At 62.0% G+C, this 20,373-nt stretch carries 22 protein-coding genes; 12 read left to right on the plus strand and 10 right to left on the minus strand.

Annotation, left to right across the window (positions count from 1 at the left end; genetic code table 11):
• The first annotated feature begins 181 nt into the window (after positions 1-181).
• Together ACXYMS_RS00990 and ACXYMS_RS00995 are read left to right on the plus strand one after the other, a co-directional pair.
• The gene (locus ACXYMS_RS00990) at positions 182-640 is read left to right on the plus strand and encodes a GNAT family N-acetyltransferase (protein ID WP_458903161.1); all 459 of its coding nucleotides are present in this window, start codon (positions 182-184) and stop codon (positions 638-640) included.
• 372 nt (positions 641-1,012) lie between these two features.
• Positions 1,013-2,080, plus strand: coding sequence for a PRC-barrel domain-containing protein (locus tag ACXYMS_RS00995; protein ID WP_458903162.1), 1,068 nt, complete (start codon positions 1,013-1,015; stop codon positions 2,078-2,080).
• A gap of 78 nt (positions 2,081-2,158) precedes the next feature.
• On the opposite strand, the gene fliJ is transcribed toward ACXYMS_RS00995, so the two are convergent.
• Together fliJ and fliI are read right to left on the minus strand one after the other, a co-directional pair.
• Positions 2,159-2,572: a flagellar export protein FliJ gene (gene fliJ, locus ACXYMS_RS01000; RefSeq protein WP_458903163.1), complete on the minus strand. Its 414-nt coding sequence runs from the start codon at positions 2,570-2,572 to the stop codon at positions 2,159-2,161.
• Positions 2,573-2,634: 62 nt separating this feature from the next.
• Complete coding sequence (fliI, locus tag ACXYMS_RS01005; protein ID WP_458903164.1) at positions 2,635-3,963, minus strand: flagellar protein export ATPase FliI; 1,329 nt, start codon at positions 3,961-3,963, stop codon at positions 2,635-2,637.
• A 463-nt stretch (positions 3,964-4,426) separates the two neighbouring features.
• On the opposite strand from fliI, the gene ctrA reads away from it, so the two are divergent.
• The 3 genes from ctrA to ACXYMS_RS01020 all read left to right on the plus strand — a co-directional run bounded on the left by ctrA (position 4,427) and on the right by ACXYMS_RS01020 (position 7,998).
• The gene (gene ctrA, locus ACXYMS_RS01010) at positions 4,427-5,134 is read left to right on the plus strand and encodes a response regulator transcription factor CtrA (RefSeq protein ID WP_458903165.1); all 708 of its coding nucleotides are present in this window, start codon (positions 4,427-4,429) and stop codon (positions 5,132-5,134) included.
• Positions 5,135-5,265: 131 nt separating this feature from the next.
• Positions 5,266-6,435, plus strand: a complete 1,170-nt coding sequence (locus ACXYMS_RS01015) for a hypothetical protein (protein WP_458903166.1) — start codon at positions 5,266-5,268, stop codon at positions 6,433-6,435.
• 285 nt (positions 6,436-6,720) lie between these two features.
• Entirely contained in the window at positions 6,721-7,998 is a 1,278-nt protein-coding gene (locus ACXYMS_RS01020) for an RNA polymerase sigma factor (protein WP_458903167.1), read from the plus strand.
• A 14-nt stretch (positions 7,999-8,012) separates the two neighbouring features.
• On the opposite strand, the gene ACXYMS_RS01025 is transcribed toward ACXYMS_RS01020, so the two are convergent.
• The 3 genes from ACXYMS_RS01025 to ACXYMS_RS01035 form a co-directional block, all read right to left on the minus strand.
• The gene (locus ACXYMS_RS01025) at positions 8,013-8,381 is read right to left on the minus strand and encodes a response regulator (RefSeq protein WP_458903168.1); all 369 of its coding nucleotides are present in this window, start codon (positions 8,379-8,381) and stop codon (positions 8,013-8,015) included.
• A 144-nt stretch (positions 8,382-8,525) separates the two neighbouring features.
• Positions 8,526-9,200 carry a histidine phosphotransferase ChpT gene (gene chpT, locus ACXYMS_RS01030; RefSeq protein ID WP_458903169.1) on the minus strand — a complete coding sequence of 225 codons (675 nt, stop codon included), beginning with the start codon at positions 9,198-9,200 and terminating at the stop codon, positions 8,526-8,528.
• A gap of 82 nt (positions 9,201-9,282) precedes the next feature.
• Positions 9,283-9,750, minus strand: a complete 468-nt coding sequence (locus ACXYMS_RS01035) for a YHS domain-containing (seleno)protein (RefSeq protein WP_458903170.1) — start codon at positions 9,748-9,750, stop codon at positions 9,283-9,285.
• A 125-nt stretch (positions 9,751-9,875) separates the two neighbouring features.
• Between ACXYMS_RS01035 and ACXYMS_RS01040 the strand changes: the two genes are divergently transcribed.
• The gene (locus tag ACXYMS_RS01040) at positions 9,876-10,445 is read left to right on the plus strand and encodes a DUF1134 domain-containing protein (protein WP_458903171.1); all 570 of its coding nucleotides are present in this window, start codon (positions 9,876-9,878) and stop codon (positions 10,443-10,445) included.
• A 384-nt stretch (positions 10,446-10,829) separates the two neighbouring features.
• Positions 10,830-11,999: a hypothetical protein gene (locus ACXYMS_RS01045; RefSeq protein ID WP_458903172.1), complete on the plus strand. Its 1,170-nt coding sequence runs from the start codon at positions 10,830-10,832 to the stop codon at positions 11,997-11,999.
• A 9-nt stretch (positions 12,000-12,008) separates the two neighbouring features.
• On the opposite strand, the gene ACXYMS_RS01050 is transcribed toward ACXYMS_RS01045, so the two are convergent.
• The gene (locus ACXYMS_RS01050) at positions 12,009-12,356 is read right to left on the minus strand and encodes a DUF6476 family protein (RefSeq protein WP_458903173.1); all 348 of its coding nucleotides are present in this window, start codon (positions 12,354-12,356) and stop codon (positions 12,009-12,011) included.
• Between ACXYMS_RS01050 and ACXYMS_RS01055 the strand changes: the two genes are divergently transcribed.
• Positions 12,355-13,386 (plus strand): RluA family pseudouridine synthase, encoded by a 1,032-nt coding sequence (locus ACXYMS_RS01055; protein WP_458903174.1) that lies wholly within the window; start codon positions 12,355-12,357, stop codon positions 13,384-13,386. The two genes, ACXYMS_RS01050 and ACXYMS_RS01055, sit on opposite strands and share 2 nt — an antisense overlap.
• On the opposite strand, the gene ACXYMS_RS01060 is transcribed toward ACXYMS_RS01055, so the two are convergent.
• Positions 13,370-14,464, minus strand: a complete 1,095-nt coding sequence (locus ACXYMS_RS01060) for a zinc-binding metallopeptidase family protein (protein WP_458903175.1) — start codon at positions 14,462-14,464, stop codon at positions 13,370-13,372. The two genes, ACXYMS_RS01055 and ACXYMS_RS01060, sit on opposite strands and share 17 nt — an antisense overlap.
• 108 nt (positions 14,465-14,572) lie before the next feature.
• Here ACXYMS_RS01060 and ACXYMS_RS01065 point away from each other — a divergent pair, with 108 nt between their 5' ends.
• The 4 genes from ACXYMS_RS01065 (at position 14,573) to ACXYMS_RS01080 (ending at position 16,480) form a co-directional block, all read left to right on the plus strand.
• Positions 14,573-14,767 (plus strand): DUF2934 domain-containing protein, encoded by a 195-nt coding sequence (locus tag ACXYMS_RS01065; RefSeq protein ID WP_458903176.1) that lies wholly within the window; start codon positions 14,573-14,575, stop codon positions 14,765-14,767.
• 99 nt (positions 14,768-14,866) lie between these two features.
• Positions 14,867-15,478 (plus strand): LysE family translocator, encoded by a 612-nt coding sequence (locus ACXYMS_RS01070; RefSeq protein ID WP_458903177.1) that lies wholly within the window; start codon positions 14,867-14,869, stop codon positions 15,476-15,478.
• 46 nt (positions 15,479-15,524) lie between these two features.
• Positions 15,525-15,932 carry an AAA family ATPase gene (locus ACXYMS_RS01075; RefSeq protein ID WP_458903178.1) on the plus strand — a complete coding sequence of 136 codons (408 nt, stop codon included), beginning with the start codon at positions 15,525-15,527 and terminating at the stop codon, positions 15,930-15,932.
• 59 nt (positions 15,933-15,991) lie between these two features.
• Positions 15,992-16,480 (plus strand): DUF305 domain-containing protein, encoded by a 489-nt coding sequence (locus ACXYMS_RS01080; RefSeq protein WP_458903179.1) that lies wholly within the window; start codon positions 15,992-15,994, stop codon positions 16,478-16,480.
• A gap of 55 nt (positions 16,481-16,535) precedes the next feature.
• Here ACXYMS_RS01080 and ACXYMS_RS01085 read toward each other — a convergent pair whose 3' ends face one another.
• Genes ACXYMS_RS01085 through flbD form a run of 3 tightly spaced genes read right to left on the minus strand, consistent with a single transcriptional unit; the run spans position 16,536 to position 20,371 of the window.
• Positions 16,536-16,814, minus strand: coding sequence for a hypothetical protein (locus tag ACXYMS_RS01085; RefSeq protein WP_458903180.1), 279 nt, complete (start codon positions 16,812-16,814; stop codon positions 16,536-16,538).
• A 51-nt stretch (positions 16,815-16,865) separates the two neighbouring features.
• Complete coding sequence (gene flhA / locus ACXYMS_RS01090) at positions 16,866-18,986, minus strand: flagellar biosynthesis protein FlhA (RefSeq protein ID WP_458903181.1); 2,121 nt, start codon at positions 18,984-18,986, stop codon at positions 16,866-16,868.
• Between the two features lie 17 nt (positions 18,987-19,003).
• A complete protein-coding gene (gene flbD, locus ACXYMS_RS01095; RefSeq protein ID WP_458903182.1) occupies positions 19,004-20,371 on the minus strand; it encodes a sigma-54-dependent transcriptional regulator FlbD in 1,368 nt (455 codons plus the stop codon).
• Positions 20,372-20,373: the final 2 nt, after the last annotated feature.

Genomic DNA, 20,373 nt, shown 5'->3' on the forward strand with positions numbered 1-20,373 from the left:
ACCTAAACAAACGTCGCAAATCGGAAAGAGTTCCAGTCGCTCGCCCGCCGCCGTTCATCGTGATAATACGATAAAGCCCGAAAGAGTTCAAACACATTGATGTGAGACACATGAGTAGAGCGAGGGGCACGACGCAATGGGGTGCTTTGCGCAGCCCGCGAACCGCATTAGTCTCGCTGGCATGTCCGATATCGTCATCCTGCCCGTTCCTGTCTTCTCCCTCCTTTCCAACGCGGCCTTTGCGCTGCGCCGCGAGGTTTTCGTGTGGGAACAGAAGGTACCCGAAGAGGAAGAGCACGATGATCTGGATCTCACGGCAACCCATTTCGTCGCGATTGCGGAGGGCGAGGTCGTTGGCACGCTCCGGCTCATCGAGATGATCGAACACGTCAAGATCGGGCGGGTGGCGGTGCGCCAGATGTTTCGCGGCCGCGGCATTGCCCGCAAGCTGATTGCAGCCGCCATGGCTCATGCCCGCGCGCGCGGGCACGAGCGGTTCTATCTCACCGCGCAGTCCGACAAGCTGGGCTTTTACGAGAGCATGGGGTTCGTGGCATTCGGCCCGGAATTCATGGATGGCGGCATGCCGCATCGGGCGATGCGCGACTATGACCGGCAGAGCGCCGTGCTGGTCGATTAAGGCCGCATTAAGCTATTAACCCGGCTCACGCTGGTCCGCCATCGAGGTTGCGCTATTGTGGGCCAGTCAGCCCTGTTGCGCGCCCCATGCCGCGCCGCCATGGGCAGAAAAGATCGCCCGCCGTGCCCGCAGACACGGTCGAGCCGGTCGATAATAACCCGTTAACGGGAGGCGGAGAGAGCCGGCGCTATAAATCAGCGACCGGCTTTTTCTTTGGCTTTCAAGCCGCTGGCATGCAGAAACAAAATCGCGCGGAACGGCTTCCGAGGTCGCGACGTTGTGAAAGCATCAACGGGCCGCACGCCGCGCTACCGGCAAAGTTTTGCGTCGCACGGCCCCGTTCACCGCAATGATGAACCATTGGAGCCTACTATGATCCGCACACTTCTTACTAGCTCGGCAATCGCCCTGGTGCTCGGCACCGCTGCAATCGCCCAGACCACCACCAACGAGGTCGCGCCAGCTAATGAAATGGCGCCGGCCAATGAAATGGCCCCGGCGAACGAATTGGCCCCTGCCGACGATGCCATGGCCCCTGCCGACGATGCTATGGCGCCAGCAGATGACGCCATGACCCCGGCCGATGACGGTGCCATGGACACCATGGAAGCCGATCACTCCTGGGACATGTCCGCTGGCTATATGGCTGGCGAGGGCGATGCCCTGGTCTCAGAAGTCATGGGTGCCACCATTTTCTCGAGCGGCGCTGAAGACGCCGAATCCATCGGCACCGTCAACGATCTGGTGATCTCCGCCGATGGTGAAATCCATGCCGTGGTTATCGGTGTTGGCGGCTTCCTCGGCATTGGCGAAAAGAACGTTGCCGTCGACTTCTCTGAACTCGAATATACTGTCGCCTTTGACCAGACCGAGCGCTGGGTGCTGGCTACGACTGCCGATGCCCTGAACGCTGCCCCGGATTTCGTCTGGGAAAATGATCTGGGCACTGATCCGGCAATGGCTCCGGCTGACCCGGCGATGGCTCCGGCTGATCCGGCCACGGCGCCGGCTGACCCCGCCATGGCTCCGGCCGATCCGGCCATGGCCCCTGCGGATGATGCCGCCATGGGTGCGGACCAGACACAGGTCAACACTATGCCGCGTGAGGGCTATGCTGCGGTTGAGGTCGACGCACTGACCGCTGAGAACCTGACCGGCGCCACCGTGGTTGGTCCAGAGGGTGACGATATTGCCGAGGTCGGCGATATCCTCCTGACGGCCGACGGCCAGGTCGATGCCATGCTGATCGACTTTGGCGGCTTCCTCGGGATTGGCGAAAAGCGCGTTGCTGTTGGCCTCGAAAACCTCGAGTTCGCGTCCAACGAAAACGGTGATCTGCTGATCTACAGCGACTTCACCTATGAGCAACTCGAAGCCCAGCCGGCTTATGACGAGTCCACCTATGCTCAGGACCCGGCTCAGCGCGCGGTTGACATGTAATCGTCCAGGCGCGGGACTTCCCCTCGCAAATGCAAAAGGCCCGCTTCGGCGGGCCTTTTCGTGCGCTGAGCGACCTGATTACTGTCGCCGGTAGCGGAGCCGGGCCGTTTCATCATACTCGGCCTGTTCGATCTTGGCCTGTTCGTCCTTGTCGCGCTGATGCTCGCGCTGGTCGAGCAGCTCAACCTTCTTGAGGTCTTCGAGCGCTTCTGCCAGGGCGTCTTGGGCGGCCTCGAGCTTGCCCTTCATATCGGTGGCCGATGCCAGGAGGTTGTCACGGCGGGTAAGCGCGGCCTTGGCAAAGGTTGAATAGGCAAAATGGGCGACATCGGAAATGCCGGTCTTGGTGTGCTCGATCTCGATCTGCTGGTCGAGTTCGGACGCCATGCGCTCGAAATCGGCAACCATCATCTCGATCTGCGCGACCTGACGGCGCTTTTCGTCCACCTGGAACTTCTTGAGCCGGATGAGGCTCTCGCTGCGCGATTTCAAGACCTGTACTCCTTACACATCAAGTCAGTCCGAAGCGGCCCAAACACTGACAAGCCACTCCATCAGTCCCCCGCATCGGCCTCGGCGATCAAACCGGCGAGCATGTCATAGCCCTCGGCGATCGTCGTCGTCTCATCCCGCTGCTGGCCCAAGAATGCCTCCAGCCTCGGAAAGATCGCGATAGCGCGGTCCACGTTCGGATCTGACCCTTTCCGGTAAGCCCCCAGCCGGATCAGTTCCTCCATGTCCGAAAAGATGGACATGAGTTCCCGCGCCCTCGACAGGACCGGTCGGACATCTTCCGGCACACATCCTGGCATGGTCCGCGAGATGGACCGGAGCACGTTGACGGCGGGGTAGCGTCCCCGTTCGGCAATGCCGCGCTCCATTACAATGTGACCATCAAGAATGCCGCGCACGGCATCGGCAATGGGCTCATTGTGATCATCACCTTCCACCAAAACGGTAAATAGACCGGTAATGGACCCCGAATTCGGTATGCCGGGGCCGGCGCGTTCGAGCAGGCGCGGCAATTCGGTGAAAACGGTGGGTGGATAACCCTTGGCAGTCGGCGGCTCGCCAATGGCCAGGCCGATCTCGCGCTGGGCCATGGCAAAGCGGGTGAGGCTGTCCATCATGCAAAGCACACGCTTGCCGCTGTCGCGGAAATACTCGGCGATGGACATGGAGATATAGGCGGCCTGGCGACGCATCAAGGCGGCCTCGTCGGAGGTGGCCACCACCACCACGGCGCGGGCCAGGCCTTCCTCACCCAGATATTCCTGGATGAACTCGTGCACTTCGCGGCCGCGCTCGCCGATCAGGCCAATCACCGAGACATCGACATCGGTATTGCGCGCCAGCATCGACATCAGCACCGACTTGCCGACGCCCGAGGCTGCGAAGATGCCCATGCGCTGGCCCTCGCACATGGTGGCAAACGTATTGAGACACCTGACCCCCAGCTCAATCGGTTCGCCCACGCGGACACGATCATGTGCGGCGAGGGGCGATTGGCGCAGGGGATAAGGGGTGGTGCCCCGCGGCAGTGGCCCCAGGCCATCGATGGGCTCGCCATTGGCATTGATGACCCGGCCCAGCCAGCCGTCGGAGGGATTGACCGAACCGTCATGGCGGCGGAACACCGCCTTGCAGCCCAGCCGCACGCCGCCCAGTTCACCAAAGGGCAGGCAGAGGGCATGGCCGTCGCGGAACCCGATGATCTCAGCGGCCAGATGGTTTCCATCGGTCGCCTCTATGCTGACGCGCCCACCGACGCGCAGTTCGCGCACGGGCCCGACAATCTCGACCAGGAGGCCCTGGACGGATTTGACCCGGCCGAACACCTCCACGTCGTCAATGGCCTCGATGGCCGAGATCAGCGCCTTCATCTTGATCCAGTGTTCAGATGTCGTTCATGAACGGCAGCCAGGGCACAGGTCCCATGCCCCACTTATGGTTTCCGGCAGGGGACGAATCGGGCCAGTTCACGAATCAGAGCGTAACCGATCGTTAACTCAAAAGCGCTATTGGCAATGATGATCGGTGAAATGCGCCCTGCGCCTGCAATGTCGCCGAAGCACCCCCAAATGCCCGGAATGCTTGAGTCCAAAGAGTCTCTTGGAACGCTTTCTTAATGTAGTACCTTAAGAATTTTATTCGGCATTTGTGCTTATTTTTCAACGAGTTAAGATAAATTTGTACTAACGCTCTTTGCGTATTGCGGATCAGAATTAAACTTTGTTAACTAGTTGGGCTTAGGCTTCAGTCATATCCAGTAGGGTTGGAGCGGGAACGGCAATATGGCCAGGCCTTCCGCGGGTTCCAGCAGGAACGAATGGCAAGGGGAATATAATGCGGGTACTCCTTATTGAGGACGACAGCGCGACAGCGCAGAGCATCGAGTTGATGCTGAAGTCCGAAAGTTTCAACGTCTATACCACCGACCTCGGTGAAGAAGGCGTTGATCTCGGTAAGCTCTATGACTACGACATCATTCTGCTAGACTTGAATCTGCCAGATATGAGCGGTTACGAAGTCTTGCGTACATTGCGCGTTGCCAAGGTGCAGACGCCGATCCTTATCCTGTCCGGCCTGGCCGGTATTGAGGACAAGGTCCGTGGCCTTGGCTTTGGCGCCGACGACTACATGACCAAGCCGTTCCACAAGGACGAACTCGTGGCCCGCATCCACGCCATCGTCCGTCGCTCCAAGGGCCATGCCCAATCGGTCATCACCACCGGCGATCTGATGGTCAATCTCGACACCAAGACCGTTGAAGTGCAGAACGCCCGAGTGCACCTGACCGGCAAGGAATACCAGATGCTGGAGCTGCTTTCGCTCCGCAAGGGTACGACGCTCACAAAGGAAATGTTCCTCAACCACCTCTATGGTGGCATGGACGAGCCGGAACTGAAGATCATCGACGTCTTCATCTGCAAGCTGCGCAAGAAGCTCAGCGTCGCCACTGGCGGCAAGAACTATATCGAGACCGTCTGGGGCCGCGGCTACGTGCTGCGCGAGCCCGATGAGAGCGAAGTCTATAGCGAGAACGTCGCCTAAGCATTCTCTCCGACAATCCGAAAACCCCGCGCAAGGCGCGGGGTTTTTTGTTGTTCGATTTGCGGTGGCGATCGGAACCCTGGCCACTTCCCCACGTTGCTGCCCAAGCAATTAATTTTGGGGGATCGATCATGCCTGACCTGTCGCAGCGTCTACGCGAACCGCTGGTTTTGATTATTCTCGTGGTCGCCATCGCTGGCTGGCTGGCGTTTTTGGCGGCCTGGATCAACAGCACCGGGCAGACAGGGCAATTGCAAGAGCAGATAACCACCCTCAGCAGCGAGCGCGACCGCTTCAGCGCGGAACTGGCCGAACGCGCCGAAACGGCCGGCAGCCTGGACGCTGCTCAGGCCGAACTTGCGGACTTGCAAAAACAGGTGGACGAAGCGGATGCCGCGCTGGCACGTGCCCAGCAGGATTTGGAAGCCCGCACCGGCGAGCTCGAAACTGCCTCGCAAACCCTGGCGGCGCAGCAGGAAGAAGCTTCAGCACTCAATACGCAAGTTACGGAAAATCAGACACTCACCGAGGAACTGGCTGCCCGGCAAGCCTCGCTGCAGGCTGAGATTCAGAGCTCCAGCAAGCAGTTGAACGATGTTGGCGCGCGGCTCGAGGAGGCTCGACGGCAGGAGGAAGTTGTCGCTACCAATATTGCGCAGCTGGCCGATGAGGCTGCCATGGCTACCTCTAGCCTCGCCGAAACACAGAGCCAGTTGCAGGCGGCGCGTGAGCAGCTGACAGAGGCACAGCAGGAGCGCGCCGACATTGCCGGGGAATTGGAGGTGGCGGGCGGTGATTTGCAGCAATTGCAGCAGGCTGTCACCGAACTTGGTGATCGCCGCCAGAGCCTCGAGAGTGAGGTGAAAGGCTATGAGCAGCAACTGGCGACCTTGCAGCCTCAGGTCGAAGAGCTAACAGCCACGCTGACGCAACGCTCGCGTGAACTTGAGGCTGTCGAGTCCAGGATTGCGTCCGCCGATCGGGGTGGGTCCGACGCTGACGCGTTGGCGACCGCAACCGGCCCGCGCAGCTTCGAAGTGGCCGCTGAGGGCGAAGCCAATGGTCTGCGCCTCACGCTTGAGGATGATGGTCGATTTGCGATGCAGGACCTCACCGGCAGCCGAGTTGAGGGCAAGTATGACCTCACAGCAGGTGAGCTTGTGCTCTCGGAGCCCAGTGGAAGCATTGGTGCGGCGCAGTTTCCCATGACGTGCCCGGTGGACGAGACGGACGGCGGGCTCAGTGTCGGCCAAGCCGAGGGATGCCCTATCTCCGGCTTGAATTTCGAGCGCGCCGAATAGACAGAGGCAGAGGGCAATCCAAGGGCGGCGGGAGCGCCGCATGGCAAGCCGCTTGCTACGTCGCGCCTTGCCGCGCTCCCCGCTACTTCGCATACCGCCGTCAGCGGCCAGGTTGACCTTTTGATGGGATCCATTCCTGGAAGGCGAGACGCCCAAGGCATGTTCGACTAGCGGCATTTTGCCGGGAATGGATCGTTCCGTCCCCGTTTTCCCTTGACCTTGCGGCGGCGGCATTGATGCTCTCAAACTCCAGACCAGCGGATCACCCTCCGGAGGATGTCAGCCTTGATCAATGCCGCATCGAACGACCGTCGCGAAACCGACCGCGCCATAAACACGGTATGGCGCGTCGAGCAGGCCCGGGTCATCGCGGGCCTTACGCGCATGGTCCGCGACATTTCCCTGGCCGAGGAACTGGCGCAGGAGGCATTGATGGCGGCCCTTCGCAGTTGGCCTGAGACCGGGGTGCCACGCAATCCTGGCGCCTGGTTGATGCAGGCGGGGAAGCGCAAGGCCATCGACTATTTCCGGCATCGCAAGATGGCGACCGGTAAGCTGCAGGAGGTCGGGCGCATTGTGGAGGACGAAGTGCCGGACACCGAAACGGCGCTGCATGAACAGATTGACGACGATGTGGGCGACGACCTGTTGCGCCTAATCTTCACCTCCTGCCACCCGGTGCTATCGCCCGAGAGCCGGGTGGCGCTTACCCTGCGGCTGATCGGGGGGCTCACCACCGAGGAGATCGCGCGGGCGTTCCTGGCCAACGACACTACGATCGGACAGCGCATCGTGCGCGCCAAGCGCACCATTGCAGAGGCAGGTGTGCCGTTCGAGGTGCCGCGTGGCGCTGAGCGCGAGGTTCGGGTCGCCTCGGTCCTAGGGGTGCTCTACCTCATTTTCAACGAAGGGTATTCGGCTACCGCCGGCGAGGACTGGATGCGGCCGCAGCTGTGCGAGGAAGCCATGCGCATGGGGCGCATCCTCACCACGCTGATGCCAGAGGAGCCGGAGGCGCATGGCTTGCTGTCGCTGATGGAATTGCAGCATTCGCGCGCCAAGGCACGGACCAATGCCAGGGGCAAGCCTGTACTGCTGCCGGATCAGAACCGGGCCTTGTGGGACCAGTTCATGATCCGTCGAGGTCTTGATGGGCTGGCCCGGGCCCAGCAATTGGGCGGCGTGGCCGGGCCCTATACCTTGCAGGCGGCCATCGCTGCCTGCCATGCGCGCGCGCGCAAAGCTGAAGAGACCAATTGGGGTCAGATTTCGGCGCTCTATGCCCTGCTCAACCAGGTCACGCCTTCGCCGGTGATCGAGCTCAATCGCGCCGTGGCGGTGTCGATGGCCGATGGCGCGGCGGCGGCCCTGCCACTGGTGGATGCGCTCATGGCGTCTTCGGCTCTTGAGGGCTATCACCTGCTTTATGGAGTGCGGGGCGACCTGTTGCGCAAGCTGGGCCGCCATGACGAGGCCAATAACGAGTTCCGCAAGGCGGCTGAACTGACGCGCAATGCGCGGGAAAAGGCGTTCCTGCTGGGAAGAGCGGACGAAGAGACCTGAAGATGTTTCGCGGCCTAAGCGGCTGCGGCCTTGTCCTGGAACTTGGATACCAGCACCGACTGGTCGAACGGCTTCATCATGTAGTCGTCCGCGCCCGACTTGAGAGCCAGGGCAATGGCGCCGATGTCGTTCTCGACCGTACAATAGATGACACGGGGCTTTTCGCCGCCGACATAGGCGCGCAGCAGTTTGAGGAATTCCAGCCCGCTCATGATCGGCATGTTCCAGTCGAGCAGGATGGCGTCGGGCATTTCCTGACGGCACTTGTCGATGGCTTCCTGCCCGTCTTCGGCCTCGTCCACGATATAGTCGAGATCCTCCAGGATGCGACGCGCGACTTTGCGCACCACACTGGAATCATCGACGATCAGGCAGCTGCGCATGGATTAGCCCTGGGACAGTTGAGACGCTCTTGGGACTATGCCGTCCAATAGGTTGGCGAATGGTTAGCGTGCGCCCGCCAATTAGCGTGCACAGTCTCACATGGCATACGGAAATATCCCATGGTGCCAGACAGTTATCGTGTGTTAGGCGGCTTCTGTCTTGGCCTGGGGCACGGCGGTAAAGAAGAACAGGTCGTTCTCCAGCCCGATATTGATGTCCATGTCGGTCATGCGGGCCAGAAGCCCGGTGTAAAAGGGCTGGATGCCCCGTGCATCGACCGAGCCTTCCTCGGGCATGCCCGAGAGCAGGCCAGCCGAACCGGAGGGCACGAGGGTCTTCTGACGCTTTTCGGGATCGCTCTTGGAGGTGAATTCGAATTTCTCCTCGCCCGCTGGACCGGTGATGGAGGCCGTCACCACCCCACCGCGCGGCACGGAACCGGCTGCAATGAGCAGCATGTTCATGAACAGCTTGGCCTTGTGCTTGGGCAGAAGGATCAGCGGCACGTTCCATTCCAGGTCGGCCTTCTCGATCTCGAACAGGATGCGCGCCACGCGCTCGCATTCGCGGGTGTCGATATCGGTGCCGGCGGTTGAGGATGCGCCATAGGCAAGGCGGGCGAATTCGAGCTTGGCACGGCTCTGCCTGGCGGCGCTGGCGATCAGGTCGCGGGCGCCTTCCGCCATTTCGCCCTGATTGGGGTCTGCGAGCACCTCAAGGCCATTGCCGATGGCACCGATGGGATTGATGAGGTCGTGGCAGACCCGCGAGCACAGCATGGCGGCGAGGTCGGTTGCCTTGAGCTCAATGATATCCATGGTGCGGGTCTCCGTAGGCGCCCTTGGGCGGGATCGAGGCGAGAATCAGTTAAGGGACAATACTGCCCCGCGCCGGACCGGACTACCGGATCGAGAGCGTTTTGGACAGAACCTGCCAATGCTCATGGCCGCGAATGGCGGCGGCGTCGGGGGACAAGAGGAATGCCTCGCGGTTGGAGGCGGAGTAGAAAAGGTAAAGGCGCTGCTTGAAAACGGTATAGATCATGGGCTCGGAATCCGAGACGAAGCCGCGCGACATGCTCATGGCGCCGTGACCACCATATTGAGGCGCGTAGATTTCGGGACTGCGAGTGAAAACCGCCAGATTGGCCGCATTGGCAAACTGGAAGGGGGCGCCCATCCAGGTGAACTCGAAATCGGGGTGACCGCGCAGGGGTGCCGGCTCGGTGAAATAGGACACCGCGTCCATGCCGCCCATGGCAATGCCGGTGAGCGGATCGGTCTGCACATAGGTGATGATGGACTGGGCGTGGCTTTGGCTGACCATGGCCGTAGCAAGCCCGAAAAGCGGCAGAACAAGGGCGAGCATGGTTAAGATTTGTTTAGAGGTTTGCTTCATGATCGGCCCAAATGATCGGCATGCCGGGCCCCCAGACTAAGGCCACAGACCTTAAGGTCTTCGTAAAGGTGCTCGATCGCCACGGGAGATTTGCCATGTTCAAGCGCCTTGCCCAGCTTGCTGTCCTGATCGCCGCGCTTGCGGCCTTCAGTCCCCCAGCCTTTGCCCAGGGGTCGCTGAGCGACACCTTCTCGGGCGAGGAATTGGTCAAAAGCGGCGGCGAATTCTTCGGGTCGGCGGCGCAGGGTCTGGCCTCCGTGGTGGAGCGGGCGGTGAGCCAGTATGGCCAGCCCAATGGCTATGTGCTGGGCGAAGAGGCTGGCGGCGCGCTGTTCATTGGCGCCAAATATGGAGAGGGCACGCTCTATACCCGCAATGCCGGACAGTTCTCGCTGTTCTGGCAGGGTCCGAGCATCGGGCTCGACATTGGTGGCGATGGCTCCAAGGTGATGATGCTGGTCTATAATCTCTCCACCATCCAGGACATCCTTGGACGCTATCCGGGCGTGGATGGCTCGGCCTATGTCGTGGGCGGGGTCGGGATGACCGTGACCAAGCGCGGCAATGTGGTGGTGGTGCCGATCCGTTCGGGCGTTGGCGCGCGACTCGGGATCAATGTGGGCTACCTGAACTTTACCGCAGAGCCTACTTGGAACCCGTTCTGACGCGATAGGGGATTGGGGTGAACGGCTGCAATGCCATTGTCATAGCTGCCGTGTTCGCTGCGTATGCCCTGATATTCTTAGCGATGTGGAAGGTTCCCAGACTGAGAACCCTGCTGCCAAACAGCGCTTTCGCCATGCAGGCAATTTCCTTGATAGTAGTGTGTCTGCTATTGGCGCCCTTCTTTGTGCTGTCAGGCGTCTGTCCGTAGGTTGTGATCAATTCCTGCCCAGGCCGGGGCCAAAAACCCGGCTTTGTCGTGACGGCGCCACCCAAACCCGTTAGGGTTAACCGTTGCCAAAGATGGCCTCGCCCCATCTTTGCTGCCAGATACCATTAGGGAAAGTCCCAATGGCAGGTGCACTGCACCGCCGGAGGCCGGGTCGATGCTGATCGAGAACGTTATGTATTTTGCGCTGGGTCTGCTTGTTGCAGGGCTGGTCGCGCTCATCATCATGCCGGCGGTGTGGAAGCGGGCCGTGCGCCTGACCAAGCGCCGCATCGAAGCCGCCACCCCCATTACCATGGCCGAATTCCGGGCTGACAAGGATCAGTTGCGCGCCGAATTCGCTCTCTCGACCCGACGGCTCGAAATGAACGTCGAGGCATTGCGCAAGCGGCTTGCCGAACAGCTCAGCGACGTCAATCAGAAGCGCACCGATCTGGGCGCGCTCAAAGCCGAGCGGGAAAAGCACCTCGAAGTGGTGCGCGAACTCGAAGCCCGGGAAGTTGAGTTGCGCTCCCGCATTCTCGAACTCGAAAAAGAGGGCGCGGACCTGGGCAATCGGCTACGCAAGCGCGACCGGGAGCTGGAAACGCGGGCCAGCGAGATCGAAACGCTGCGCAACAGCCTGCGCGGCGGGTTGGCCAAGGCCACCAAGATTGATGGTGTCGTGATCTCGGGCGATTATGAAGGCGATATCGACCAGTTGACCACCGCACTCGCCATTGAGCGCAAGCGCGCGGCCTTCCTCGAAGATCAGGCGCGGAGCCTGATCGCGCGGTTGGAGAATTCCGATCGCCGCAGCGCCGAGGCCAGTGCCGCCATTGCGCAGATGCGGGACGCTCTGGCGGGGCGCGAAGCGCAGCGCGAGGTAGATGCCGAGGAGCTGGTGGCGGCGGAAGCGCGCATTGCCAGTGCCGAAAACCGCCTCAATGCGCTTCTGGCCGAAACCAGCCAGGTGGTGGAAAAGAGCGAGGGCCGCGTCGAGCAATTGCTGGCCGACAAGCTCTCGATGGACGACGAGCTCGAGCGGCTGCGCGCCAAAGTTGCCGATGTCGAGGCCAGTATCATGGCCGACTGGGAAACCGAGCGCTTCGAGGAAGCCTATCTCCGCGAAAAGCTCAACGATATTGCCGCCAGCGTCAGCCGCCTCGTCTATGCCGTGGACCACGAGGGGCCCGCCAGCGCCATGCCCGAAGAGAGTCTGTTCGACCGGGTGCAGCGCTTTGCTGATGACGGTGAAGGGCTCGATATCCTGCCTACGCCGGCCAATAGCCAGCGTGGCACGGTGTCTGATCGCCTCGCAGCGCTCAAGGAAATCCAGGGGCGTTAGGGCGGGCGGCTACTCCGTTCCGATCTGGACGCTGCGTTTCAACGCGCCGGTTCCGGCATCGAAGACGTTGAGCATTACCGCATCGCCGGTCCGGAAGGTCACCTGGATTGTGCCTTCGGTGCTGAGCGCCGAAACCACTTCGGCGCCGGCGGGGATTGATACGCTTTCTGCAATCACCGGGGGGGGGCTGTCGCGCATGACGCGATAGACAAGCGCAACACCAATCGCCATAAAGCCCAGCAACAGAATGCCCATGGATACCGCGAATGAGCGGCGGGCTTTTCCCAGCATGGCCTTGGCTTCGGGCGACAATTGGGTGTCGGCGGCGTCCGGCGTATTTGGTTCAGGATTGCTCATGGCGGATGATACCGATTTCGAGTTTGAGGGCGAGCCCGTTGAAGTTGTGGTCGACGCCGGCATGGATGGCGGCCGGCTCGATGCGATGCTGGCAAAAGCGCATGAACCGCTCAGCCGCAGCCGCATCAAGGATCTGATCCTGGCCGGCGCCGTCGCCATTGACGGGCGGACGATTGCCGAACCCAAATACCGGCTCAAGGCCGGCGAGACAATCGTGCTTGTGGCGCCGCCCCCCGAAGATCCCGATCCGCAGCCGGAAAACATCCCGCTCGACCTCCTCTACGAGGACGAGCACCTGATCGTCATCAACAAGCCGGTAGGCATGGTGGTGCATCCGGCGCCCGGCTCGCCGTCGGGCACGCTGGTTAATGCGCTGATCTATCACTGCGGCGACAGCCTCAAAGGCATTGGCGGGGTCAAGCGCCCGGGCATCGTGCATCGCCTCGACAAGGATACGTCCGGCGTCATGGTCGCGGCCAAGACCGAGCGGGCGCACAAGCACCTCTCGGGGCAGTTTGCCGACCATGGCCGCACCGGCCCGCTGCACCGGGCCTATATTGCCTATGCCTGGGGCTCGACCCAGTCGGGTATGGGGACTGTGGATGCGCCCTTGGGACGGGATCCGGGCAATCGACTCAAACAGGCGGTTCTCAAGCAGGGCCGTGAGGCCATTACCCATTATAGCGTGGAAGCGCGCTTCATCGGCGATGGCTGGGACATTACCCGTATCCAGTGCCAGCTCGAAACCGGCCGTACCCACCAGATCCGCGTGCACATGGCCCATATTGGCCATCCGCTGGTCTCCGACCTGCTCTATGCGCCCGGCTTTGCCACCAAGATCAACAAGCTCCCCGAAGAGGTGGCGGGGGCGGTACAGGCGCTGGGCCGCCAGGCGCTGCATGCGGCAGAGCTGGGTTTCGAGCACCCCGCCACGGGCGAGGAGATGATGTTCGAGGCCGAGCTCCCCGATGATCTGCAGGCGTTGCAGGACGTGCTGGACCCCTACGACCAGGTCACTCGGCGCGGCTGAGGGCGCCCAACTGGTCCTGTGCCGGTGCGGCATGGACCAGGCTATTGATGAAGGCCAGCTTGGTGATCACCGGCGGGGTCAGCACGAAGGGATAGGCGTCGGCCTGTCCCACGGCACGGTTGAGATTGTTCACGAGGCTCGCCAGGGGCACCCAGTGCTCGATGATGGCATCCATGTCCGGCTCCATATAGGGGTCGAACGTGACCGGGGGGATGGCCAGGGTCTGGTCGCCGGTGCGCGGCCGCGCGCGGATGCCGAAGGCAGCTGCCATTTCCACGGTATCAGTGATGTGCAGGAAATGCGCGAAGGTTTCGGCAAAATCCTCCCAGGGATGGGCCGTGGCATAGGCGCTGATATGGGTATTGAACCAGCCCTGCGGCGCGCCATTGGCGTAATAGGCCTGCAGGGCCTGTCCATATTCGGCCCGCTCGTCGCCGAAAAGCGCCCGGAACGGTTCCTCGGCCGGTTGCCCTGCGACCAGCAGGTCCCAGAAATGGTGGCCGATCTCGTGGCGAAAATGTCCCAATAGCGTGCGGTATGGCTCGTTCATAGTTGTGCGCCGATATTCGCGCTCGGCGTCATCGGCCTCGGCTAGGGCGATGGTGATGATGCCGTTGTCGTGGCCTGTCATCACCCGCTCCGGTGCGCTCTGGTCATCGGCGAGGAAACGAAAGGCCAGCCCATGGTCAGGATCTTCATCACGGGTATCCAGGGGCAGGCCCAGGCGGATCAGCGCGTAGAAAAGACGCTTCTTGGCGCGCTCAATAGTCTGCCAGCGCTTGAGATTTGCTGGATCGGAGAGGGGCGGAATGGTCTCGTTGTGGCGGCAGGCGGCGCAATAGACACCGCCCCCCGGCGCTTCCGGCAGCAGCCAGTTGCAGGCATCGTGGGCGGCGTTGGCACAGAATACAAAGCGTGCGCCGGGCAGGGCCGGGCTGGTCCAGGCGCCATTGTCATCATCGAGTGAAACGAGCATGCCATGGTCCGGCACATAGCCCAGCCCGTGGCCGCAGCGCTCGCACACGGCGTTTTCGAAATAGACCGTGTTGCCACAATGGTCGCAGGAAAAGAGTTTCATCGGCTGCCCCGTTCAATGGACGATAATGCGGCTAGTCACAACCTCGTTCCAGCAGCAACCGGGCACAGTCGCGATGCGTTTGCCGAGGAGCAAGCAGGAGGACCATATATGCAGTCCATGGACCAAGAGAAGATCCGCGACCGGGCGTTCCAACTCTGGGACCGCGCCGGCCAGCCGGAAGGGCGCGAACAGGAATTCTGGTATCAGGCCGAGCGCGAACTGGCGGAGGACGATGAAGTGGATACCTCGAACGAGGCGTCCAAGGTCGATCAGCCACCTGTGGTGCCGGGCGGCATGGGTTAAAAGCTGGCCGCCTGAATCCTGATGTGACGAGATCGGCTGGGTGACTAGCCGAACCCCGATTGTGGAGGCATAGTCCCCAGGCAATCAGGGAGAGGCGGCATGAGCGTTGAGTTCATCATCACCACATTGATCGTCGTCGTCTCGCCCGGTGCCGGAGCGCTTTACACGATCGCAACCGGCCTCGGTCGAGGTGGGAAAGCCAGCCTCTGGGCGGCCGTGTTCTGCACATTTGGAATCGTGCCGCACATGCTGGCTGCGATAACCGGGCTGGCGGCGGTTCTGCATGCCAGCGCGTTAGCTTTCGAGATCATCAAATATCTGGGGGTGGCATACCTGCTCTACATGGCCTGGGCGACGCTTCGGGAAACCGGCGCGCTTTCGGTGGAGGCGCGGCAGGAGAAAAAGCCGCTTGGCGCCATGGCCGCAGAGGTGATGCTGATCAACCTCCTCAACCCAAAGCTCTCCATTTTCTTCTTCGCCTTCCTGCCGCAATTCGTGCCCGCCGACAGCCCCCAAGCCGTGCCGCGCATGCTGGAGCTGAGTGCGGTGTTCATGGTCATGACCTTCGTGGTCTTTGCGCTCTATGGACTCTTCGCCGCCGCCATTCGCGGCCATGTCATCACGCGCCCGGATGTGCTGACCTGGATGCGGCGGAGCTTCGCCGCGGCCTTCGTGGCGCTGGGAGCAAAGCTGGCGCTGACCCAGCGGTGAGCGCGACGCTGTATCACCGGCCTGCCGGGGGTGGGAAAGTCGACGCGTGTTGCCCGCGCTCGAGGCCGAAGCCGGGGCCGTGCGGATGGAGCCGGACGCCTGGATGGATGAGCTCAAGCTCGAGCTCTGGGATGAGGAGCGGCGCTTTGCTATCGAGGCGATGCAATGGCGCCTGAGCCGACGGTTTCTTGCCGCGGGCATCAGCGTCATCGTGGAATGGGGCACCCGGGGGCGCGGCGAGCGCATGAAGCTTGCGGGAGAGGCCAAGGCGCTGGGCGCGCGAACCGAACTGTACTGGTTGACCGCACCGCTCGACGTGATGCTGGAGCGTATCCGGCGGCGGGGCCGCGAAAACCCGCCGATCGCGATTGAGCACATCGAGGATTGGGTCGGCCTGTTCCAGACGCCGGACGAAAGGGAACTAGCGTCCTATGACGCGGTTTTCCGAGCCTGATCATTGAACCGGGACCGTCTCCTGACGTTGAGCGGACAACAGCGACGAGGAGAACCCCGATGAGCTACCTACGCTTTGCCTTGATGATCGCGACTTCGACATTGGTGATGTATGGGCTGATGTATCTCAATACCTACCAACTCGACCATGTCTTCTACAGCCAGACCCGGCTGTGGATGGCGCTCATAATGGGCGCTGTGATGGCCGTCGTGATGCTGGGCTTCATGTGGTCCATGTACAAGAACCGGGCGGCGAATATCGCCATTGTGACGGGGGCTCTCGCCGTCTTTGCCGGATCGCTATTTCTAGTGCGCAGCCAGACAACGGTCGGGGACGTGGACTATATGCGCGCCATGATCCCCCATCACTCCATCGCTATTCTCACCAGCAGCAATGCCAATATCCGGGACCCGCGCGTTCGGGACCTAGCCGACGAGATCATCGCCGCGCAGGTGCGCGAGATCGGCGAGATGAAGACATTGATTTCCGATCTCGAGGCCAATCCGCCGCCGGTGGACGCGCGTGAGCTGGCGCCGTCAATGGAATAACCTACAACGGTGTCTGTTGGTGCAGGGCGATGCGCCACTTCCCGCTCTGACGAACTTAGGTCGACGAACACAAGGCCTTGTAGGGCGCCGACCCGCTTCGACGCCCTGTCGCGCGATAGGCAATGACGGCGGTGTCGGCGTTCGGAGAAATCTGGATCTGGTCGGCCATGTCGACATCCGCCCAACGCGGAGCCTGCCGCAGACTGGCTGGAATTTCTGCATTGCGAAGCACGCCCATGGGCCCGAAGACCATCAGGCATTCACCGGCCATCAATGTTGCATAGGCCTCCGCGCCCTCCAGCCAGAGCTGACGTTCCATATTCCATAGATCCATCGGACGTCCTCCTTTGGCTGGTCAATTGCGCCAGCGGTATGGAGTTCCCCTTTAGACGCTACCCACCGTCTTCAAGCGAATGCGCGGATGCACCTCGTTCTGGCTCATCACCACGGTCTGGGGTCGGAAGCGCTCGACAATCGAGCGGACATGCGGCCGGATCGAGGGCGAGGTGATCAGTACCGGCAATTCCCCCTGCTGGGCGGCCCGCTCGAAGGCCGATTGCACGCCGCCGATAAATTGCTGCAGCTTGCTCGGCGCCATGGCAAGGTGCCGGTTTTCGCCATCACCGGCCATGGCTTCGGCAAAATCGCGCTCCCATTGCGGCGAGAGCGTCAACAGCGGCAGATTGCCGTCCGGCCCCAGATTGGCGGCACAGATCTGGCGGGCAAGGCGCGAACGCACATGTTCGGTGATGGTGGCAATGGAGCGGCCATTGCCGGCAATCTCGGCGATGGCTTCTAGGATGGACGACAGGTCGCGAATAGAGATGCGCTCGGTCAGCAGCGACTGCAGCACGCGTTGCAGGCCCGAAACGGTGATCTGGCCGGGCACCAAGTCTTCTACCAGCTTTTGCTGGTCCTTGGGCAGGCCCGAGAGCAATGCCTGGACATTGGCATAGCTCAGGAGGTCCGCGACATTGGCCTTGAGCACTTCGGTCAGGTGGGTCGAGATCACCGTGGACGGGTCGATAATCGAGAGGCCGCGCAGTTCCGCCTCGTCGCGCAGGGCAGGCTCGATCCAGGTTGCGGGCAGGCCGAAGGTCGGCTCGGTGGTGTGGTTGCCCGGCAGGTCGATCGGATTGCCGTAGGGGTCCATGACCATGAGCTGGTTGGCGTAGATCTGGCCGGAGCCGGCTTCGACCTCCTTGATGCGCACCTTATAGTCATTGGGCTCGAGCTGCATGTTGTCGAGAATGCGTACCGGGGGCATGACGAAGCCCAGTTCGAGCGCCAGTTGGCGGCGCAGAGCCTTGATCTGTTCGGTCAGGCGATCAGTACCGGTCTCGTCTTCCTTGACCAGGCTGAGTAGCCCATAGCCCAGTTCGAGTTTGAGATCGTCGATTTTGAGGCTGTCGGTAATGGGCGGCTCGCTGGGCTGGGGTGGGGGTGCCGCCTTGGCGATTTCCTTGGCCTGCTCCTCAACCTGCCGCACAGTCTTGGACCTGCCGGCCCGATAGGCGGCGTAGCCGACGCCGCCGGCCAGGGCCATGAACGGAATGAAGGGCATGCCGGGCAGGAAGGCCAGGGCACCCATGACGGCGGCAGACATGCCCAGGGCGCGCGGATAGCCGGTGAACTGGAGCGACAGGGCCTTGTCGGCGGCGCCGGTAACGCCGGATTTCGACACCAGGATACCCGCGGCGGTCGAGACGATCAGCGCCGGGATCTGGCTGACCAGGCCATCGCCGATGGTGAGCAGGGTATAGACGCTGCTGGCTTCCTGGAAGCTGAGGCCTTCCTGCATGATGCCGATCAGCATGCCGGCGGAAACGTTGATGAAGGTGATGATGAGGCCGGCAATGGCGTCGCCGCGCACGAACTTGCTGGCGCCGTCCATATTGCCGAAAAAGGCGCTCTCGCCTTCAAGGTCCGAGCGGCGCTTCTTGGCGGTGTCCTCGTCGATCAGGCCCGCCGAGAGATCGGCGTCGATGGCCATCTGCTTGCCGGGCATGGCGTCGAGGCTGAAGCGGGCGGCGACTTCGGCGATGCGGCCTGAACCCTTGGTGATGACGATGAAGTTGACGATCACCAGGATGATGAAGATGACGATACCGATGACGAAATTGCCGCCGGTGACGAAACTGCCAAAGGCTTCAATGACATGTCCGGCGGCGGCGGTGCCATTGTGGCCCTCGGAGAGGATAAGGCGGGTTGTGGCGAGGTTGAGGCCCAGCCGCAGCATGGTGGCGATCAGCAGCACCGTAGGGAAGGATGAAAACTCCAGGGGCTTCTGGATGAACAGCGAGGTCATCAGGATCATGACCGAAAAGACGATGGAGATCGCCAGCAGCATGTCCACCAGCATGGCGGGCATAGGTACGATCAGGATGACGATCAGCCCCATCACGCCCGTGGCGAGCGCGATATCGCCCGAGCGCAGCGTGTTCAGCACTGTGGCGAAGCTGGGCGGCTTGAAGCCGGAACCCGGGCTGTTGGGGATATCGCTCATCTAATGGCTAACCTGCCTCACGCCGCGCCGCGTCTTTCGCCGGGTTCGGGCACAGGCACGCCCTCGTCGGAATACTGGTTGAGCTTGTTGCGCAGGGTGCGAATGGAAATGCCCAGGATATTGGCCGCATGGGTGCGGTTGCCCAGCGTATGGTCGAGGGTATCGAGGATGAGGTCGCGTTCCACATCGGCTACGGTGCGACCAACAAGAGCCCGGTTCATGGCCTCGGCGGTCTGGGCCAATTGGGCGGCCGGCGAGGCGGCACGGGCGGCTTCGCTGAGCCCCATGCCGTCGGGCAGCACGATGGCGTCGGGGCCGATTATGTCACCCGAAGAGAGCAGCACGGCGCGGTGCAGGGTGTTTTCCAGTTCGCGCACATTGCCCGGCCAAGGTGCCTTAACCAGCGCGTCGCGCGCCTCTGCGGACAGGGCGCGTGGCGGCAGGCCGTTGGCCTTGGCGTATTTGGCGACGAAGTGTTCGGAAAGGGCGATGATGTCGCCGGGGCGCTCGCGCAGGGCAGGGAGCTTGAGGTTGACCACGTTCAGGCGGAACAACAGATCCTCACGGAAACTGCCCTCGCGCACCGCTTCGTTGAGATTGCGGTTGGAGGTGGCCAGAATGCGGATATCGACTGGTACCGGCTTGGTGCCGCCGACGCGGTCGATGATGCGCTCCTGGATGGCGCGCAGCAGTTTGGCCTGCAGGCGCACATCCATTTCCGAGATTTCATCGAGCAGCAGCGTGCCGCCCGAGGCTTCCTCGAACTTGCCGATGCGGCGGGCGATGGCGCCGGTAAAGGCGCCCTTCTCGTGGCCAAACAGCTCGCTTTCGAGCAGGGCCTCGGGAATGGCGGCGCAATTGACCGAGATGAATGGCTTCTGGGCGCGCTTGGAACGCGCATGCACATATTTGGCAACGACCTCCTTGCCAGTGCCGCTCTCTCCGGTGATGAGGATCGAGGCATCCGAGCCGGCAATCTGCTCGGCCATCTTGACCAGGCGTTCCATGGCCGGATCGCGGTAGAGGAAGTCCGAGCTTTCGCGGGCCACCGCAGCGATGACGGCGGCGATCAGCTCGGCGTCGGGGGGGAGGGGGATATATTCCTTGGCCCCGGCGCGGATGGCGTTGACAGCAGCGGCGGCATTGGTCTCGACGCCGCAGGCAACAACGGGAATGGCGATGCGCTCGGCTTCTAGGCCCGCGATCAGCCCGGCAATGTCCATCATGACATCGACCAGCAGCAGGTCGGCACCCTTGCCGGCGCGCAAGGCGGCAAGGGCGATCTCGATGGAGGGGGCATGGGCGACCTTGGCGCCACCATCCATGGCCATCTTGGTGGCGGTGGAGAGCTGGCCTTCGAGAGCCCCGATAATGAGCAGGCGCATGA

This window comes from Devosia sp. CAU 1758 (assembly GCF_054482695.1).

Bases quoted from the DNA above. Each gene is read 5' to 3' on its own strand.
- ACXYMS_RS01070 (WP_458903177.1), top strand. From the start codon at position 14,867: ATGAGCGTTGAGTTCATCATCACCACATTGATCGTCGTCGTCTCGCCC.
- ACXYMS_RS01025 (WP_458903168.1), bottom strand. From the start codon at position 8,381: ATGCGCAGCTGCCTGATCGTCGATGATTCCAGTGTGGTGCGCAAAGTC.
- fliI (WP_458903164.1), bottom strand. From the start codon at position 3,963: ATGAAGGCGCTGATCTCGGCCATCGAGGCCATTGACGACGTGGAGGTG.
- chpT (WP_458903169.1), bottom strand. From the start codon at position 9,200: ATGGATATCATTGAGCTCAAGGCAACCGACCTCGCCGCCATGCTGTGC.
- ACXYMS_RS01035 (WP_458903170.1), bottom strand. From the start codon at position 9,750: ATGCTCGCCCTTGTTCTGCCGCTTTTCGGGCTTGCTACGGCCATGGTC.
- ACXYMS_RS00990 (WP_458903161.1), top strand. From the start codon at position 182: ATGTCCGATATCGTCATCCTGCCCGTTCCTGTCTTCTCCCTCCTTTCC.
- flhA (WP_458903181.1), bottom strand. From the start codon at position 18,986: ATGAGCGATATCCCCAACAGCCCGGGTTCCGGCTTCAAGCCGCCCAGC.
- ACXYMS_RS01050 (WP_458903173.1), bottom strand. From the start codon at position 12,356: ATGAGCAATCCTGAACCAAATACGCCGGACGCCGCCGACACCCAATTG.
- ACXYMS_RS00995 (WP_458903162.1), top strand. From the start codon at position 1,013: ATGATCCGCACACTTCTTACTAGCTCGGCAATCGCCCTGGTGCTCGGC.
- ACXYMS_RS01065 (WP_458903176.1), top strand. From the start codon at position 14,573: ATGCAGTCCATGGACCAAGAGAAGATCCGCGACCGGGCGTTCCAACTC.
- ACXYMS_RS01055 (WP_458903174.1), top strand. From the start codon at position 12,355: ATGGCGGATGATACCGATTTCGAGTTTGAGGGCGAGCCCGTTGAAGTT.
- ctrA (WP_458903165.1), top strand. From the start codon at position 4,427: ATGCGGGTACTCCTTATTGAGGACGACAGCGCGACAGCGCAGAGCATC.
- ACXYMS_RS01080 (WP_458903179.1), top strand. From the start codon at position 15,992: ATGAGCTACCTACGCTTTGCCTTGATGATCGCGACTTCGACATTGGTG.
- ACXYMS_RS01085 (WP_458903180.1), bottom strand. From the start codon at position 16,814: ATGGATCTATGGAATATGGAACGTCAGCTCTGGCTGGAGGGCGCGGAG.
- ACXYMS_RS01045 (WP_458903172.1), top strand. From the start codon at position 10,830: ATGCTGATCGAGAACGTTATGTATTTTGCGCTGGGTCTGCTTGTTGCA.
- ACXYMS_RS01040 (WP_458903171.1), top strand. From the start codon at position 9,876: ATGTTCAAGCGCCTTGCCCAGCTTGCTGTCCTGATCGCCGCGCTTGCG.
- ACXYMS_RS01060 (WP_458903175.1), bottom strand. From the start codon at position 14,464: ATGAAACTCTTTTCCTGCGACCATTGTGGCAACACGGTCTATTTCGAA.
- flbD (WP_458903182.1), bottom strand. From the start codon at position 20,371: ATGCGCCTGCTCATTATCGGGGCTCTCGAAGGCCAGCTCTCCACCGCC.
- ACXYMS_RS01015 (WP_458903166.1), top strand. From the start codon at position 5,266: ATGCCTGACCTGTCGCAGCGTCTACGCGAACCGCTGGTTTTGATTATT.